Annotated in this window: 12 protein-coding genes; 8 read left to right on the top strand and 4 right to left on the bottom strand. The window is 69.1% G+C overall.

Annotated features, from left to right (window positions below):
• Window positions 1-121 precede the first annotated feature (121 nt).
• Window positions 122-3,514: an alpha-N-acetylglucosaminidase TIM-barrel domain-containing protein gene (locus OG801_RS11790; RefSeq protein ID WP_406035836.1), complete on the top strand. Its 3,393-nt coding sequence runs from the start codon at window positions 122-124 to the stop codon at window positions 3,512-3,514.
• Window positions 3,515-3,580: 66 nt separating this feature from the next.
• Here OG801_RS11790 and OG801_RS11785 read toward each other — a convergent pair whose 3' ends face one another.
• Window positions 3,581-5,023 carry an MFS transporter gene (locus OG801_RS11785; protein ID WP_406035835.1) on the bottom strand — a complete coding sequence of 481 codons (1,443 nt, stop codon included), beginning with the start codon at window positions 5,021-5,023 and terminating at the stop codon, window positions 3,581-3,583.
• 187 nt (window positions 5,024-5,210) lie between these two features.
• Here OG801_RS11785 and OG801_RS11780 point away from each other — a divergent pair, with 187 nt between their 5' ends.
• From OG801_RS11780 to OG801_RS11760, 5 genes are all read left to right on the top strand, one after another.
• Window positions 5,211-5,762: a TetR/AcrR family transcriptional regulator gene (locus OG801_RS11780; RefSeq protein ID WP_406035834.1), complete on the top strand. Its 552-nt coding sequence runs from the start codon at window positions 5,211-5,213 to the stop codon at window positions 5,760-5,762.
• 24 nt (window positions 5,763-5,786) lie between these two features.
• A complete protein-coding gene (locus OG801_RS11775) occupies window positions 5,787-6,293 on the top strand; it encodes a general stress protein (RefSeq protein ID WP_355019621.1) in 507 nt (168 codons plus the stop codon).
• Window positions 6,294-6,394: 101 nt separating this feature from the next.
• Complete coding sequence (locus OG801_RS11770) at window positions 6,395-6,814, top strand: hypothetical protein (RefSeq protein WP_406035833.1); 420 nt, start codon at window positions 6,395-6,397, stop codon at window positions 6,812-6,814.
• Between the two features lie 10 nt (window positions 6,815-6,824).
• The gene (locus tag OG801_RS11765; protein WP_406035832.1) at window positions 6,825-8,621 is read left to right on the top strand and encodes a M91 family zinc metallopeptidase; all 1,797 of its coding nucleotides are present in this window, start codon (window positions 6,825-6,827) and stop codon (window positions 8,619-8,621) included.
• 4 nt (window positions 8,622-8,625) lie between these two features.
• The gene (locus OG801_RS11760; RefSeq protein WP_406035831.1) at window positions 8,626-9,216 is read left to right on the top strand and encodes a hypothetical protein; all 591 of its coding nucleotides are present in this window, start codon (window positions 8,626-8,628) and stop codon (window positions 9,214-9,216) included.
• A 44-nt stretch (window positions 9,217-9,260) separates the two neighbouring features.
• Here OG801_RS11760 and OG801_RS11755 read toward each other — a convergent pair whose 3' ends face one another.
• Window positions 9,261-10,613, bottom strand: coding sequence for a glycoside hydrolase domain-containing protein (locus OG801_RS11755; protein WP_406035830.1), 1,353 nt, complete (start codon window positions 10,611-10,613; stop codon window positions 9,261-9,263).
• A gap of 58 nt (window positions 10,614-10,671) precedes the next feature.
• Complete coding sequence (locus OG801_RS11750; RefSeq protein WP_406035829.1) at window positions 10,672-12,063, bottom strand: sulfatase-like hydrolase/transferase; 1,392 nt, start codon at window positions 12,061-12,063, stop codon at window positions 10,672-10,674.
• Between the two features lie 182 nt (window positions 12,064-12,245).
• Here OG801_RS11750 and OG801_RS11745 point away from each other — a divergent pair, with 182 nt between their 5' ends.
• Together OG801_RS11745 and purL are read left to right on the top strand one after the other, a co-directional pair.
• Window positions 12,246-12,914, top strand: a complete 669-nt coding sequence (locus tag OG801_RS11745; protein ID WP_406035828.1) for a hypothetical protein — start codon at window positions 12,246-12,248, stop codon at window positions 12,912-12,914.
• A gap of 41 nt (window positions 12,915-12,955) precedes the next feature.
• Window positions 12,956-15,244 carry a phosphoribosylformylglycinamidine synthase subunit PurL gene (gene purL / locus OG801_RS11740; RefSeq protein ID WP_406035827.1) on the top strand — a complete coding sequence of 763 codons (2,289 nt, stop codon included), beginning with the start codon at window positions 12,956-12,958 and terminating at the stop codon, window positions 15,242-15,244.
• On the opposite strand, the gene OG801_RS11735 is transcribed toward purL, so the two are convergent.
• Window positions 15,163-15,912, bottom strand: coding sequence for a DUF2306 domain-containing protein (locus OG801_RS11735; RefSeq protein WP_406035826.1), 750 nt, complete (start codon window positions 15,910-15,912; stop codon window positions 15,163-15,165). The two genes, purL and OG801_RS11735, sit on opposite strands and share 82 nt — an antisense overlap.
• Window positions 15,913-15,971 lie beyond the last annotated feature (59 nt).

Genomic DNA, 15,971 nt, shown 5'->3' with positions numbered 1-15,971 from the left:
TCTGCATAATTCTGGAGGCACGATGCCGAAACGCCAGCGACGCAGTGAACAGGCTCATCCGACGAGCGGTCGGCAACACCCGACGCAGATCAGAGGAGTCACCCTCGGCATCGTCGTGGCGATGCTGCTCGGTCTGATCACCGCCACCGGATCGGCCGCTGCCGCACCGGCTGGCCTGCGCGGCCAGCCGTCCGGCTTCGCGGCCTCGTCGGGCCAAGGTGCTACCCGCCCGGCCCGCGAGGCTCTCGTCAGGATCCTCGGCAGCCGGCACGCGGCCCGGTTCGAGCTGTCGGTGCATCCGGGTGACAGCGACCGGTATCGGGTCAGTTCCCGCGGGGGCCGGATCCTGGTGGAAGGGACGAACACCCCAGCAGTCCTGATGGGGGTCAACACCTACCTGAAGAAGGTCGCCAAGGCGGACGTCTCCTGGACCGGGAACCAGGTGCCGATCCGCGGCTCCCTGCCTCTGCCCAAGAACCCCATCGAAGGCACGTCTGTGGTGTCACACCGGTTCTCCGGCAACGACACCGAGGACGGCTACTCGGGGCCGTTCCGCACCTTCAAGGACTGGCGAGAGCTCGTCGACATCAACGCCATGCACGGCGTCAACGAGATGTTCCTCCCGGTCGGGTCCGAGATGGTCTACTACCGGTTGCTGCAGGATTACGGCTACTCCGAGACCGAGGCGCGGGCCTGGATCCCGTCGCCGGTCTATCAGCAGTGGTGGCTGATGCAGAACATGTGGAACTTCACCGACCCGGTCACTCCCGCACTGCTGGAAGAGCGCGCCGACCTCGGCCGACGCATCGCCGACTACATGCGCTCGATGGGGATCACACCGGTGCTCCCGGGCTACTTCGGCACCGTGCCGACCGACTTCGCCGACCGGAACCCGGGCGCCGTCACCGTCCCGCAGGGCACCTGGTCCGGTCTGCGGCGGCCGGACTGGTTGGCCCCTACGCAGGAGCTCTTCGGTCAGGTGGCCGCACGTTTTTATCAGATCCAGAACGACGTCGTCGGAGCGTCGACGATGTACAAGATGGACCTGCTGCACGAGGGCGGGTCGGCGGGTTCTGTCCCGGTCGGCCAGGCGTCGGTGGCGGTCCAGGACGCCCTGGAGGCCGCGCATCCCGGTGCCATCTGGGTTGCCCTCGGCTGGCAGAGCAACCCGCGCCAGGAGACTCTCGACGCGGTGGACCGCAGCCGGATGCTGATCGTGGACGGGCTCTCCGACCGGAACCTCGATCCGCAGCGAGACACCCAATGGAAGGGCACGCCGTACGCCTTCGGGTCGATCTGGAACTTCGGCGGCAACTCGACAGTCGGCGCCCCGATCAAGGCCTGGAACGAACGGTTCTTCGAGTTCCGAGCCCGCCCGAACAGCGCGCTGGACGGCATCGCGATCCTCCCGGAAGCCAGCTACAACAATGCCGTCGCGATGGAGTTCCTGGCCGAGCTGCCCTGGCAGACCGGGCCGGTCGACCTGGACGCCTGGTTCGCTGAGTACGCGGACGCGCGCTACGGCGCGACCGACCCGGCAGCGCGCGCCGCGTGGAAGACGTTGCAGGACACTGCCTACTCGATCGCTCCGAACAACAACCGCTCGGCCGGAACCAGCGGTCTGTTCGCCGCTGTACCGTCGCTGACGGCCACGCGGCCCAGCCAATACACGGCCCCGGGGAATCGCTACGACCCGACGGACTTCGCGGCGGCACTCCCGTCGCTGTTGCAGGTGAAGTCCTCGCTGCGCGCCAGCGACACCTACCGGCACGACCTCGCCGAGATCGCGCGGCAGGTGGTCGTCGAATACTCCCACCCGTTGCTGACCCAGATCCGGCAGGCGTACGCGGAGCGTGACGCCGCGGAGTTCGACCGGCTCACCACCGCTTGGATCGAGGCCATCGACACCGCCGACCGGGTCAGCGCCACCCGGGCCGATCAGATGGTCGGACCCTGGCTGGCGGCGGCACGCGCCTTCGCCTCCTCGCCCGACGAAGCCGCCGCCCTCGAGCATGATGCCCGCCGCGTCCTCGCCTCGTGGACGCTGACCCTGTCGCTGACCGACTATGCCTACCGCGACTGGTCCGGCCTGCTCAACGGCTACTACGCACCTCGGTGGGAACGCTACTTCGCCACGCTGCGCGAGTCGCTGCGGACCGGTGAGGCGCCGACAGCGATCAACTGGCAAGCGGTCGCCGACGAGTGGTCGCGGGCAACGGATCGCTACCCGACGAAGCCGGCCGGGGACACCTACGCCGAAGCCACCCGTGCCCTGCAGCAGCTGTCGACGGCGGACTTCGGTGCGGCGGTGTCGCTCCGTCCGGCCGGGACGATCGGCGAGAACCCGGGCACGGTCGCGTTGACGGTGGTCAACAACAACCCGTTCGCCGCGCTGGAGAACCTGACGGCCCGGGTCACCGCTCCGGACGGCATCACGGCCACGGCGACTGGCGAGCTGCCGTCGCGACTCGCGCCCGGCGGCACTGCGACGATGAGCTGGACGGTCGCTGCCGGCGCCGATCTGCCGTCGGAGACCACCGAGGCCGAGGTCGACGTCGAGGTGACGTACGACCAGCAGGCCGGGACGAAGCAGAAGGCGGCCAGCGCGGTGCTGCCGGTTGACAGACCTGGCCGGATTCAGCTCAGCGACCTGCCGTTCTCCTCCTCACGCAACCACGACGGGGAACATCCGGTCGCCCGCGACACGGTGACCCCTGCGACCCCGTCCGGTGCAGGCGCCCCCATCCTGCTGGACGGTGTCGCCTACTCGAAGGGCCTCGGCACCAACGCCGCCGGGGAAGCTCGGTTCGAGCTGGGCCAGGGATGCCAACGGTTCACCACCGTCGTCGGTATCGACGATGCGATGAATCATGCCGCCGACGGCGACGTCGTGGTGGAGGTGTGGGGCGACGGCCGGCGGATCCACGCCACACCGGTGCTGCGCAGCGGGTTGGCCACCACCGGCACCGAGGCGATCCGCCTCGACGTGGACATCAGCGGAGTGCGTCAGCTTCGGATCGTGATCGATCGGTCCGACGGTAACCGTTCCTTCGATGCGGCCTCGTTCGGGCTGCCGACCCTGATCTGCAGCGGCGAGCTTCCCACGCCGCTCAGCGAGGGCAAGCCGGCCACTGCGTCCAGCAGTCAGGGCACGGCGAAGCCGGACCGGGCGGTCGACGCCAAGCTGCACACCAACTGGCTGTGCGACCCGGCGCAGTGCGCCGGCAAGCCCGCGTGGCTGCAGGTCGATCTGGGTGACGCACGCCCGGTGTCCGGGGTCAGGGTGACGCCCTACTACGCGGATGGGCGGTCCTACCGCTACACCGTGGAGGGAAGTGTCGACGGCATCAGCTACACGCCCATCGCCGCCAAGACCGCGGACTCCCCGCAGACCGACGTGGGGGACTGGTATCCGGTGAGCGGGACCTTCCGATACGTCCGGGTGACCGGCACGAGCAACACCAGCAACGCCTACACCTTGCACCTGCAGGAGCTGGCCGTCTACGGCGACTGACCCCGGCGTACGAATCGGCCCCGGCTTGCGATCGCAAGCCGGGGCCGAACGTCGGTACGCGATGGATCAGTCGACCTCGACCGCTGCCCGCCCGGTGACGTACGAAGGTGTCCCGGAGGGTCGCCGGAGCACCACGCTCAGCGAGGCGATGATGCCGAGAGTGCCCAAGGCAGCCGCGGCGTAGAAGGCCTCGCGCATCCCGGGTACGACCTCGCCGGGGGTGCCGTTGGCGACGTAGACGGAGGCGATCACGGCCAGCCCGATCGAGCCGCCGAGCTGCTGCATCGTCTGCACCAGACCCGACGCCGAGCCGGCGTGGGCGGCGTCGACACCCTCCAGGCCGAGAGCCGTCGTGGAGGTGAAGACGAGCGAGGCGAAGGCGCCGTTGAGCAGGAACGGGGCCAGGACGGCGCCGGCGTACGTGCTCGTCTCCGAGAGCGTGCTCAGCCACAGGAACGACGCCGTGAGGCCGGTGGCACCCAGGACCAGCACCCGCGACATCCCGATCCGGGCCGCGATCCGAGGCGCCACCCGCGACATCGCGAAGATCATCAGGGTGAGCGGCAGGAACGCCAGCCCGGAGGCGAGCGGCCCCATGCCCAGCACGCCCTGCAGGTAGATCACGGTCAGGTAGAACGTCGCGAACTGAGCCCCGACCAGGCCGACCGCGGCGATGAACGCGGCGACACGGCGGTGGCTGTTGAAGAGGTGGAGCTGCAGCAGCGGGTGGGTGACGCGGCGCTCGGTGAGCACGAGGGCGACCAGCAGGAGCAGGCCGATCGCGATCCCGCCGAGGGTGCGCGCGGAGGTCCAGCCGTGCTCCGGGGCGCCGATCAGTGACCAGACGATCGCGGCCGCACCACCGGTGGCGGTCACGGCGCCGACGATGTCGAAGCGTCCCGGTCGCGGGGCCGTCTCGGCGACGAGGCGCCCGACGAGGGCGAGCACGACGAGCCCGATCGGTACGTTGATGAACAGCGTCCAGCGCCACGACGCGATGTCGGTCAGGATGCCGCCGAGGATCAGCCCGATCGAGGCACCGCTGGAGGAGACGGCCGAGAAGAGCGCGATCGCCCGGGCACGGCCGGCCTCGTCCTTCGCCGACGTGGTCAGCAGGGCGAGCACCTGAGGCGCGGCGATCGCGGCACCGAAGCCCTGCAGGGCGCGGGCGATGACGAGCAGGTCGTCGGTCGGCGCGAACCCGCCGGCCAGGGAGAAGAGGGTGAAGACGGAGAGGCCGGCGACGAACATGCGCCGCCTGCCGAAGACGTCGCCGAGGCGACCGCCGAGGAGCAGCAGGCCGCCGAAGGCGAGGGTGTAGCCGTTGAGCACCCAGGTGAGTGCCGCCGGGGTGAACTCGAGGTCGTCGGCGATCCGGGGGAGCGCGACGTTCACGACTGCCGCGTCGAGCACGATCATCAGCTGGGCGACCAGGACCAGGGCGATCCCGGCGCCGGCGGCGGCCTTGGCGGCCGCGGGTGGCTTGGGTGGTGCCACGGTGGATGTCATTCAAGAGCTCCTGTTGGAGACGGAAGAGGAGTACAGTGAAGCGGAGGAAGCCTCCGCTTGATTGGAACACTACCGGAGAGTGTCTCCGGTTAGCAACGCTTTTTGGACGAGTGCAGTGCTGATGTGGCGGAGGCTGCTGTTAACGTGAGGCCCCCGCAGCCCTGCGGGAGCCACTGAGGAGGTCCGGATGAGAGCCGACGCGCAGCGCAACCGCGAGCGGCTGATCGAGGTCGCCCATGTGGTGTTCAAGGAGCGCGGTCTCGACGCACCTCTCGACGAGGTGGCTCGGCGTGCGGGCGTCGGTCCCGGCACCCTCTACCGCCATTTCCCCACGCGTGAGGCGCTCCACGAGGCGATCATGGCGACCTGGATCGAGGAGGTCTCCGCCCACGTCGAGAAGGCGATGGCGACCGAGGGCGGTTGCCGGGAGAAGCTGCTCGCCTGGTTCGAGGAGTACGTCTCGCTGCTGACCCGCCACCAGGGCGCCGCCGCCAAGATCACCGCCTCGCTCGGCTGCCAGGACTCCCCGCTGCGCACCAAGTGCCAGACCTACGCAGACGCCAACGAGAGCGTCCTGACGGAGATGGCCGAGCATGGCGCGCTGCGCGAGGGTGTCGACAACCTCGGCGTGTGCCGCCTCCTCGGCGGCGTCGCGACCATGGCCGACCACTCCTCGCTCGAGCCCAAGGACGTACGTCCCATGCTCGACGTCATCGCGAACGGCGTCCTCAAGAACTGACCTCTGCTGGGGCACACTGGGGCTATGTCCTTCACCTCGCCGGTCAACGGCCCGCAGAGCCCGCTGAAGCTGGAGTTTCCCCAGTCGCTCGCGACCTATGACGACTACGCCGCCGCGCAGAAGACGGTTGACTTCCTCGCCGACAAGGAGTTCCCGGTCGAGAACTGCATGATCGTCGGCACCGAGCTGAAGCAGATCGAGCGGATCACCGGCCGGCTCACCTGGAGCAAGGTCGCCCTCGCCGGGGTCCTCTCCGGCGCCTGGCTCGGCGTCTTCGTCGGCCTGATCATGTCGCTCTTCAGCAACGAGAACTTCCTCTTCGTCCTGCTCTCGACGGTGCTCCTCGGCATCGTCTTCGGCCTCATCTGGTCGCTGATCGGCTATGCCGCCACCCGCGGCACCCGTGACTTCTCGAGCGTCAAGGTCATCGTGCCGACGAAGTACGAGGTCCTCGTCGAGCACAAGGTCGCCGCCCGTGCCCGCGAGCTCCTCGCCGATCTCCCGGGTGCCCTCCCCAACCCGTTCTCCTGACGGGCACCGTTCTCCAACGTCTCGGATCGTGAGATAGGCGCGGCGTTCGCGTGTAGCCACGCGTGTTCCGGGGAAGAACTCCGATGGAGAAGGAGGCCCCGATGTCATCTCAGATCAACGTACGTCCCGCCGAGCTCGTCAGGCTCGCTGACCGCTGCATCGACTGGGCGATGGACCTGACCGGCGCGACCACGGACAACGCCGGCGCACTCGTGGTCGCCTCACGCGACGCCGGCAACACCCAGGGCGGCTACGACACCACGGCTGCGCACGGGCCGCTGGTCGAGGCCGCGTCCAGCGCGCTCGAGTCGTTCGCGGCCGTCTTCGAGGCGGACGCCGACGCCCTCGTGCTGTGTGCGTTCGACATCTCCGCGACCGACGAGGAGGTCGCCCGGGCCGCCCAGTCGAGCAACTCGCTGGAGCCGGGTCCGACGCCGCGGCCTCCGGAGCCGACCCCGGGGCCGCCGCCTCCTTCACCCACTCCGAGCCCGTCGCCGGGCCCCACCCCGACCCCGCGCTGAGGAGCCAGAGATGTCCGAAGGCACCTGGAAGCTGTGGGACGACGCGGCGTCCATCGATGACGCGTCGCGTGGCTGGACCTCGATCGCGAAGGCGCTCGACGGCGTCACCGAGTCGTTCATCAGCGGCTCCAAGGACGTGGTCGCCGACTGGGAGGGCCAGACGGCCGAGTCCTACGAAGGGCATCGCAAGACGCTCCTGACCGACCTCGACAAGGCGCGCGAGCTCGCCGACAAGGCGTCCTCGTCGACGGCGCGCATCGCCGGCACCGTACGCATCGCCCAAGGCCACCTCGACCAGTCCTGGGCGACGGTGGCCCACATCCCGCACCAGGGCAGCCCGTCGGGCGACATCCGGTTCGAGCCCGAGACCCCCGAGGACAGCAAGCTGGTCACCGACGCCATCGCGCGTGCCTCCGAGATCCGGACCGGCCTCGATCGCGACCTCAATGCCGACCGGCAGGTGCTGGTCGACGCCACCGCTGCCTGGCAGGGGTTGTCGACGAGCATGGCGGCGATCGCCGAGGCCGGACAGGACCCGTTCCACCTCCCCGCCGACGTGGACTCGGTCGGCATGATCAACGTCGACGGGAAGACGTACATCAACACGGGCAGCGGCGACGACGTGGTCACGGTCGGGATCAACCCGTTGACCGGCAAGCAGGTCGTCACCGTCAACGGTCAGATGTACGACGTGCCTCCCGGCAACGAGATCGTCATCCGCGCCGGCGAGGGCAACGACGAGATCAACGTCCCGCAGGGCACCAACGTCAACCTCTCGCTGCTCGGCGGCCGAGGTGACGATCGGCTCAACGGCGGCAGCGGGAGCGACCGCATCCTCGGCGGCCAGGGCCGCGACCACATCTTCGCCGGCGACGGCGACGACCGGGTCTCGGGTGGCACCGATCGCGACTACATCGACGCCCAGGGCGGCAACGACCTCGCCACCGGAGCGGGCGGCGACGACACCGTCTACGGCATGGCTGGAAACGACCGGATCAGCGGCGGTCGCGGCCAGGACTACCTCGAAGGGGCCGATGGCGACGACCTGCTCGTCGGCGGCGACGGCAACGACATCGCCTCCGGCGGTGACGACAACGACCGGATCCACGGCGGCGCCGGAGACGACGTGACGTACGCCGGGCGGGGGACCGACACCACCTACGGAGGCTCGGGTGACGACAAGGCCCACAGCGAGTCCGGCGACACCGACGAGGACGTCGAGCAGCACGTGACGGTCCAGATCACCGAGGTCCCGGAGTGGATCAAGATCGAGGGTTCGCCGGAGTTCGTCGCTCGCACCCGCGCCGACCTCGAGATGCTTGCCGCGTCGCCGACGGGCCAACAGATGCTCGCCGCGTTGGACCGGAGACACGACGACTCGGGCGTGTTCGGGATCGGACAGGAGAACCTGACCATCCGCGAGTACGTCGGTGACACACCGAACAGCTCGGCCTCCAACGGACCGATGGGCGGCAACGAGATCGAGTACATGCCGGACATCGACACGATGAACACCGGCAACCGTGCTCCCCAGACGCCCGTCGACGGCCCGCCGGTCGCGGTGCTGTACCACGAGATGGCGCACGTCTACGACTACATGCACGACACGCTCGAGCCCGGCGAATATCACGGCGACGACCCCGAGAACCAGGGGACGAACAACCGTGAGCGCGAGGCTGCCGGTCTTCCCGTCGACCACGACAACGACCCCAGCACCCCGGAGCAGATCGACCCGGACCACCCGTACGTCTACACCGAGAACGGGCTCCGCGACGAGATGGGAGCTCCGCACCGTGACCACTACTAGGTTGATGCTGCTGGCATCGCTGCTGACGGCAGGAGGTCTGGTGATGAGCGGCTGCGCGAAGGTTCCGGAGGGGGAGCGCGAGATCGAGGGGGTCCGGTTCGAGTCCGAGATCGCCCAGACCGGTGGCGCGCTCGAGGTGAGCTATCGGGTGGTCAACGACGCGGATGCCGACGTCTACGTGATCGACTCGGTGCCGACGTACGCCAACGGGGCGCTGCAGCCGGCCTCGGCGGACACCGTCTACGTCCTGGGCAGCGGCGGGAGCCGGGCCGAGGTCAGCAAGCGGGTCTTCGCGCTGCCGGACGACAAGTCGTTCGCGCAGATGCCGGCGGTCGGTTGGGTCAAGCTGGCGGCGGGCGAGGAGCTGAAGCGGGACGTACGCGTGCCGTTGCCGCTCGAGGAATACCGACCGTTCGACGACGACTCCGTCCCGGAGCTCCCGGACCCGGTCGAAGAGGTCATCTTCTGTGTGGGTGTCCTCGACCTCCGCGACCTCTACCCCGATGGCGTCCCGGCCGAGGTCACCGGGCTCGCCCACTCCGACTCGGCCGCGGAGTCCCAGCAGATCTTCTGTTCAGAGCCCGAGGAGTTGTGAAGCTGAGCGTGGTCCATGGGCCACGCTCAGCTTCACGACCTCGGTCAGCGGCCGTGGGCTAGGTCGTACCAGGTGACCTCGGTGGCCATGCCGTTCGCGGTGCGGCCGAGGCGCTTCTGGTAGGCGACGAGGGCGACCTGGGTGTTCCAGTCCATGACGCCGGTGATCTTCGGGCGCTCCGGCGCGGAGGTGGCGCTGAGGGCGCGCTGGAGGTCGCGGACGCTCTCGCCTGCGGAGCCACGCTTCAGGAGCGGGCGGCTGTTGGCCGCCCACAGCGTCTTCCAGGCACCCTGGGTCCAGGTCTTGCGCACCGTCAGGCCGTGCGAGCGCTGCCAGGCGTTGACCGAGCTCACCAGCCCCCGGTCGTACGTCCCGTCGATGGGGCCGCCGAAGTTCCCGCGCTCGCGGAGCATGCACTCGAGCGCCTTGGTGTAGATCGGCGAGGGGGTGTAGGAGCTGGTGCGCGGCTTGAGGGCGGGATAGCTGGTGAAGCTGACCGGCACGCCGCCGCAATGCGTCACCGGCCGCGCGTAGGAGCCCCGGCCGAGGTCGACGAAGTTGGAGTCGATCTCGATGGTGGTGCCGCCGTGGGTTTCCTTGTGCGGGCCGCGGTACTGCTTGACGCGGCGGTGCGGGTTCCAGGGCTTGTCGGGGATGTACCGGGTCGAGGTGCCGGCGCGGCCGTCCCAGTCGGCGATCCACAGGTCCGCGGGGTAGACGAAGCCGCGCGGCTGGGCGTGCCAGACGGCGTACATCGCCTTTATCCCCGACGACGCGCTCGAATACATCCCGGGGCGGTAGCCGAGCTTCTTGATCCGGTGGCTCCAGGCCGAGACGAACCACATCGCCGACTCACGGCAGCGCTTGTTGCCGATGTCGAAACCCTCGAGGTCGTAGAACATCGTGCTCCCGGCGGCGATGCCGTAGCGCCTGGCGGCGTCCACGGTCGCGTTGGCCTGGTTGATGCCCTGGCGCTTGGCGGTGGCGTACTGGTCGGTCGAGCGGGCGCTGATCCGCGGGTCGTCGCGGTAGCGCGGGAAGTGCGGGTTGCACGAGGCCTGCGGGCCGAGCGTGATCGGCAGCAGCCGCCAGCCACGGGCCTGCTGCTTGCGCACCCAGGTCGCGCTGAGGTTGGTCTGGGTGCGGCAGCCGCGCGAGTTGCCGGCGATGTAGATGCCGACCGCGCCGAAGTTCGAGTGCTTCCACCAGCTGTCCATCGCCGCCTGCGACGGCGCCTGGCACTGGTCGAAGCCATAGCCGGTGAAGTTGCCCGGAGTGACCGGGTTCGCGGCCGCCGCGGGGCTGGGTGTTGCCAGCCCCGCGACGCCGACGACGCCCGAGATCAAGCCCGCGCCGAGTGCCCGTCTGACGTACTTGAACCTGGTGTAGTCCCCCATATTTCGTCACGGTAGTCACAACCGTCACTTAGTTACCAGTGGACTCGCCAGGCGTACGTCAGGAGTACGCCAGCAGGGTCTCGTCGATCTTCTCCCAGGCCGCGCGGAGCTCCGCCAGATCCTCGGGCCGCTTCCGGGCCAGGTCGGCCTGCTCGCGTACGTCCTCGCCCAGGTCGTAGAGGTGGTCGGTGCCGTCGAGCTGCAGGTACTTCAGCGAGCCGCGGCGCAGCGCCCGCTGGCCGCGCATGCGCCAGAAGAGGTCCTGGGTCTCGCGCGGCCGGCCGCCGAAGAGGAGTGGCACCAGGCTGGTGCCGTCCAGCGGATACTCCGGCGACGGCGTCGCGCCGGCGAGCTCCAGGAAGGTCGCGGTCCAGTCGGTCGTGACCGCGGGCTCGTCGCTGACCTGGCGGCCGGGCAGGGTGCCGGGCCAGCTCAGGATGGTGGGGACCCGGATGCCGCCCTCGTTGAGGCCCGACTTCGCTCCGGTGAACGGCCACACGTTGGAGAACCGCTCGCCGCCGTTGTCGCTGGCGAAGAAGACGACGGTGTCGCGGAGCTGGCCGGTACGCTCGAGCGCTCGGATGACCTGGCCGATCGACTGGTCGAGGTCCTCGACCATCGTCTTGTACGTCGCCAGCGAGCCGCCGTCGTTGTGGAAGAGCACGCCCTTCTCGCCGTTCTCGATCCGGGCGGTCAGCTCATCGCTCACCGCCTTGTCCTCGGGGCCCTCCCAGGGCCAGTGCGGGGTGGTGAAATTGAGGTTGAGGAGCCACGGGGCATCGTGGTCGCGCTCGATGAAGCTGACGGCCTTCTCGGTGACGATCTCGGTGTAGTAGCGAAGGTCCTCGACCTCCACCTCGTCCTCGTAGAGGTCGTACGCCCCGTTGTGGCTGAACTTCGAGAAGTAGTCGATCCCGCCGGAGAAGTTGCCGAAGAACTCGTCCCAGCCGACCCGGGTCGGGCTGTACCAGGGCAGGAAGCCGCAGTGCCACTTGCCGAAGAGCGCCGTCGCGTAGCCCTGGTCCTTGAGCAGCGAGGCCAGCGTCGGGTGGTCGAGCGGGATGCCGTGCAGCTCGTTGGGCGAGCTGATCGGCTCCGGCAGGCCGCCGGAGAGGCGACCGGGGTAGCGCCCGGTGTAGAGGCCGAAGCGGGTGGGGGAGCAGACCGAGGAGGCGGAGTACGCATCGGTGAACCGCACGCCCGAGGCCGCGAGCCGGTCCAGGTTGGGCGTCTTGATGTCAGGGGAGCCGTAGGCGGACAGATCGGCCCAGCCGAGGTCGTCGCCCAGGATGACCAGGAGGTTGGGCCTGCGCTTGGGCCGGTTGACCTTACGGGCCTTGAACGGAACCTCGGTGGCTGCGTTGGCGGGGGTGGTGAGGCCGGTGGCGGCGACCGCGCCGGCTCCGGTGGCGAGCAGGCTGCGTCGGCTGAACGTGTTGGGGGAGGACACCAAATGGCCTTTCTATAGTGAATAACTACGAATAGAAGACTAGGGGTTGGTCCAGCCTGCGGGCAGAGGTCTCGGTCGGCGGACGCGACGGGACGTTGGTCCTGGTGCATATGGGCCCTAACCAAACCCGCCTGGCGGCGTTACCTTGGTAAAGGAATGGATCGCCAAGGGGGTGGGGGCCTGTGCGGCAGCGACGCGATCGGGTGACGCCGGTCCTCTTCGCGATCACGGTCATGCTCGCGCTGACGGTCGCCGGGATCATCCATGTCGCTCACGGCGGAGAGGTGATCGGGCCCTTCGCGGTCGCCGACCAGGTCAGCTCGACCACCAAGCAGGTCAACACGCCATACGTCTGCTGGGACGGTAACGGTTCCGGCTCCCTGACCCGGTGCCCGGACCCGCGCGGTGCGGACGGCCTGAAGTGGGTCTTCCCGGGCTACGAGAACGCCTTCCGGAGTGGTGATTGCGCCCAGGGGGAGACCGGCGATGGCGACCCTTCGACAAGCTCAGGACATCGCCTCTTCGTGGAGTGCTCGATGTCCTGGCGCGGCACCCAGGTCTACCTCCACTACGCCTACTGGAGCGAGTGGCAGACCGGTCAGAGGAAGTACGCCGCCACCGGCTCGACCCCGAGGATCGAGCAGCGCCTCGACGGCGCGATGTCGCTCTCCTGGCGCCCGCGCCGGTTGCCCACCCCGCACGGCGAGGCCTCCTGGGTCACTGCCGAGATGGTGCAGGGTCACGGCTGGAGCGTCGCCGCCTACGCCGGGGACGGCGAGGTGGCTCGGCAGGCGCTCCACGAGTTCGGTGAGATCCGCGACCTGCGGCAGTGGCGCGGGCTGCCCCGCTGAGGACTCGGGGGATTGGGCACTTCTGACGTAGATTTCTGCCCGTGACCGAGACTTCGTCCGCTGCCGTTGAGTCCGATCTTCCGCTCCTGGACACCGTGCACCACGCTGCCGGTGATCCCGACCGAGAGCAGCCCTGGGCCGAGCTCGGCCTGAAGGAGGACGAGTACGCCGAGATCAAGAGCATCCTCGGCCGCCGGCCGACCGGCGCGGAGCTGGCGATGTACTCGGTGATGTGGTCGGAGCACTGCTCCTACAAGTCCTCCAAGGTGCACCTGAAGCAGTTCGGCGAGATTCCGCAGGAGACCCCGGCCGGCAAGATGCTCGCCGGCATCGGCGAGAACGCGGGCGTGCTCGACGTCGGGCAGGGCTACGCGGTCACCTTCAAGGTCGAGTCCCACAACCACCCCTCCTACGTCGAGCCCCACCAGGGCGCCGCGACCGGCGTCGGCGGCATCGTCCGCGACATCCTCGCGATGGGCGCGCGGCCGGTCGCCGTGATGGACCCGCTCCGCTTCGGACCGCTGTCCGAGGAGGACACCCACCGGGTGCTGCCCGGGATCGTGTCCGGCATCGGTCACTACGGCAACTGCCTGGGTCTGCCCAACATCGGCGGCGAGGCGGTCTTCGACGCCTCCTACCTCGGCAACCCGCTGGTCAACGCGCTCTGCGTCGGCGTGCTGCGTCACGAGGACCTCCACCTCGCCAAGGCGTCGGGCGCCGGCAACCTGGTGATCATGTACGGCGCGCGCACCGGCGGCGACGGCATCGGCGGCGCCTCCATCCTCGCGAGCGTCGAGTTCGACGAGGACGGTCCGGCCAAGCGCCCGAGCGTCCAGGTCGGCGACCCGTTCATGGAAAAGCTGCTGATCGAGTGCACCCTCGAGCTCTTCGCCGCCGGCATCGTGCGCGGCATCCAGGACTTCGGTGCGGCCGGCATCTCGTGTGCCACCTCCGAGCTCGCCGCTGCCGGTGACGGCGGCATGCACGTGCACCTCGAGCGGGTGCCGCTGCGCGACTCGACGCTCGCTCCGGAGGAGATCCTGATGAGCGAGTCGCAGGAGCGGATGATGGCGGTCATCGCGCCCGAGGACGAGGCGACCTTCATGGACATCTGCGCCAAGTGGGACGTCGAGGCGGCCGTGATCGGCACCGTGACCGGCGAGGGCCGGCTGCGCGTCGACTGGCACGGCGAGACCATCGTCGACGTCGACCCGACCACCGTGGCCCACGACGGCCCCGTCTACGAGCGCCCCTACGCCCGCCCGTCGTGGCAGGACGCGCTGCAGGCCGACGTGGCCGAGAAGCTCCCGCGCGCGGCCTCGGCCGACGAGCTCCGCTCGACCGTCCTCCAGCTGGTCGCCTCGGAGAACCTGTGCGACAAGTCCTGGATCACCGAGCAGTACGACCGCTACGTGCGCGGCAACACCGTCCTGTCCCAGCCTGCCGACGGCGGCATGATCCGCGTCGACGAGTCGACCAACCTCGGTGTCGCGCTCGCCACCGACGCCAACGGGCGCTTCGCCAAGCTGGACCCCTACGCCGGTGCCCAGCTCGCCCTCTCCGAGTCCTACCGCAACGTAGCGTCCGTCGGCGCCAAGCCGCTGGCCATCTCCGACTGCCTCAACTTCGGCTCCCCGGAGGACCCCGACGTGATGTGGCAGTTCGCCGAGGCCACCCGCGGTCTGAAGGACGCCTGCCTCGAGCTCGGCATCCCGGTCACCGGCGGCAACGTCTCCCTCTACAACCAGACCGGCGAGACCGCGATCCACCCCACGCCGGTGGTCGCGACGCTCGGTGTGATCGAGGACGTCACCACGCGTACGCCTTCGGACTTCCAGGCGGCCGACGAGGTCGTCGTCCTGCTCGGTGAGACCCACGAGGAGCTCTCCGGCTCGGAGTGGGCCCACGTCGTCCACGGTCACCTCGGCGGGCTGCCACCCAAGGTGAACCTGGCGGCCGAGAAGGCGCTCGCCGAGCTGCTGCTGGAGGCGCGTTTCGTCACCTCTGCCCACGACCTCTCCGACGGCGGCCTGATGCAGGCGCTGGCCGAGCCGGCGATGTCGTCGGGGATCGGCGTCTCGGTCACGCTCGCCGGCGACCCGTTCGTCGCGCTCTTCTCGGAGTCGGTCGCCCGCGCGATCGTCACCGTGAGGGCCGCCGACGTCGAGCGGCTCACCTCGCTGGCCGAGCGCCACGGGGTCGCGTCGACGCAGCTCGGTGTGACGGGTGGCGCTGCGTACTCGATCGCCTATGACGGCGGCAGCGTCGAGATCCCGCTCGAGGAGCTCACCGGTGTCTGGCGCTCGACCCTGCGGGACGCACTGGCCTGATCGGTGCGTCGCCGGCGCGGCTTGCGGTGGATGATCCACTCGGCGATCAGCAGGTTCACGACCCAGCTGACCCACGCTGAGGCCGCGGCGGCGCTGGCGAGGGTGGGGTCGTCGGTGCCGAGGTCGGCGCCGTTCATGAGGTCCGGCACGAAGATCATGATCAGGACGGTGCCCCAGAAGCGGTTGGCGATGATCGAGAACGCCATCGCATAGCTGCGGTACATCCATTCGCGGTGGTCCTTGAAGCGACGCTGCCGCGCGGCCCGGTAGCCCTGCACGGTGAACAGCAGGAACAGCACGGCCAGGAACGTGTTGCCGACCTGCTGGGACGGTCCTGCGGCGGGGAACTGGCTGGTGACCAGCGCCCCCAGGCCGGTGGGGATCGCGGTGACGACATAGGTGCGACCGGTCCAGCGGTGCACCTTCGGATGGTTGGCGCGCAACCACGGCCACAGCTGGAGTACGCCGCAGCAGAGCATCACCGAGCCGAAGAAGATGTGCGTCACCAGCGCGGGGTAGAAGGCCGGCCCGCGGTCGGTCTCGACGAGCGACTGTGACGGGTCCAGTCCGACGTACCGCGGCAGCGCCGTCACCAGGAAGATCACCGTCGCGGCGGCCAGCGGGAAGACCCACCACTGGCGCGCCAAAGGTCGTTTCAAAGTGCTCATGAGCCGTCCGATCTAATAGCGTACGTGATTAACAGTTTATAGAGTACGCAGAAGATAGG

Source organism: Nocardioides sp. NBC_00163 (assembly GCF_045206295.1).
GTDB lineage: Bacteria > Actinomycetota > Actinomycetes > Propionibacteriales > Nocardioidaceae > Nocardioides.
This window is presented reverse-complemented; position numbering and strand designations above follow the sequence as displayed.

Bases quoted from the DNA above. Each gene is read 5' to 3' on its own strand.
- OG801_RS11790 (WP_406035836.1), top strand. From the start codon at position 122: ATGCTGCTCGGTCTGATCACCGCCACCGGATCGGCCGCTGCCGCACCG.
- OG801_RS11785 (WP_406035835.1), bottom strand. From the start codon at position 5,023: ATGACATCCACCGTGGCACCACCCAAGCCACCCGCGGCCGCCAAGGCC.
- OG801_RS11780 (WP_406035834.1), top strand. From the start codon at position 5,211: ATGAGAGCCGACGCGCAGCGCAACCGCGAGCGGCTGATCGAGGTCGCC.
- OG801_RS11775 (WP_355019621.1), top strand. From the start codon at position 5,787: ATGTCCTTCACCTCGCCGGTCAACGGCCCGCAGAGCCCGCTGAAGCTG.
- OG801_RS11770 (WP_406035833.1), top strand. From the start codon at position 6,395: ATGTCATCTCAGATCAACGTACGTCCCGCCGAGCTCGTCAGGCTCGCT.
- OG801_RS11765 (WP_406035832.1), top strand. From the start codon at position 6,825: ATGTCCGAAGGCACCTGGAAGCTGTGGGACGACGCGGCGTCCATCGAT.
- OG801_RS11760 (WP_406035831.1), top strand. From the start codon at position 8,626: ATGCTGCTGGCATCGCTGCTGACGGCAGGAGGTCTGGTGATGAGCGGC.
- OG801_RS11755 (WP_406035830.1), bottom strand. From the start codon at position 10,613: ATGGGGGACTACACCAGGTTCAAGTACGTCAGACGGGCACTCGGCGCG.
- OG801_RS11735 (WP_406035826.1), bottom strand. From the start codon at position 15,912: ATGAGCACTTTGAAACGACCTTTGGCGCGCCAGTGGTGGGTCTTCCCG.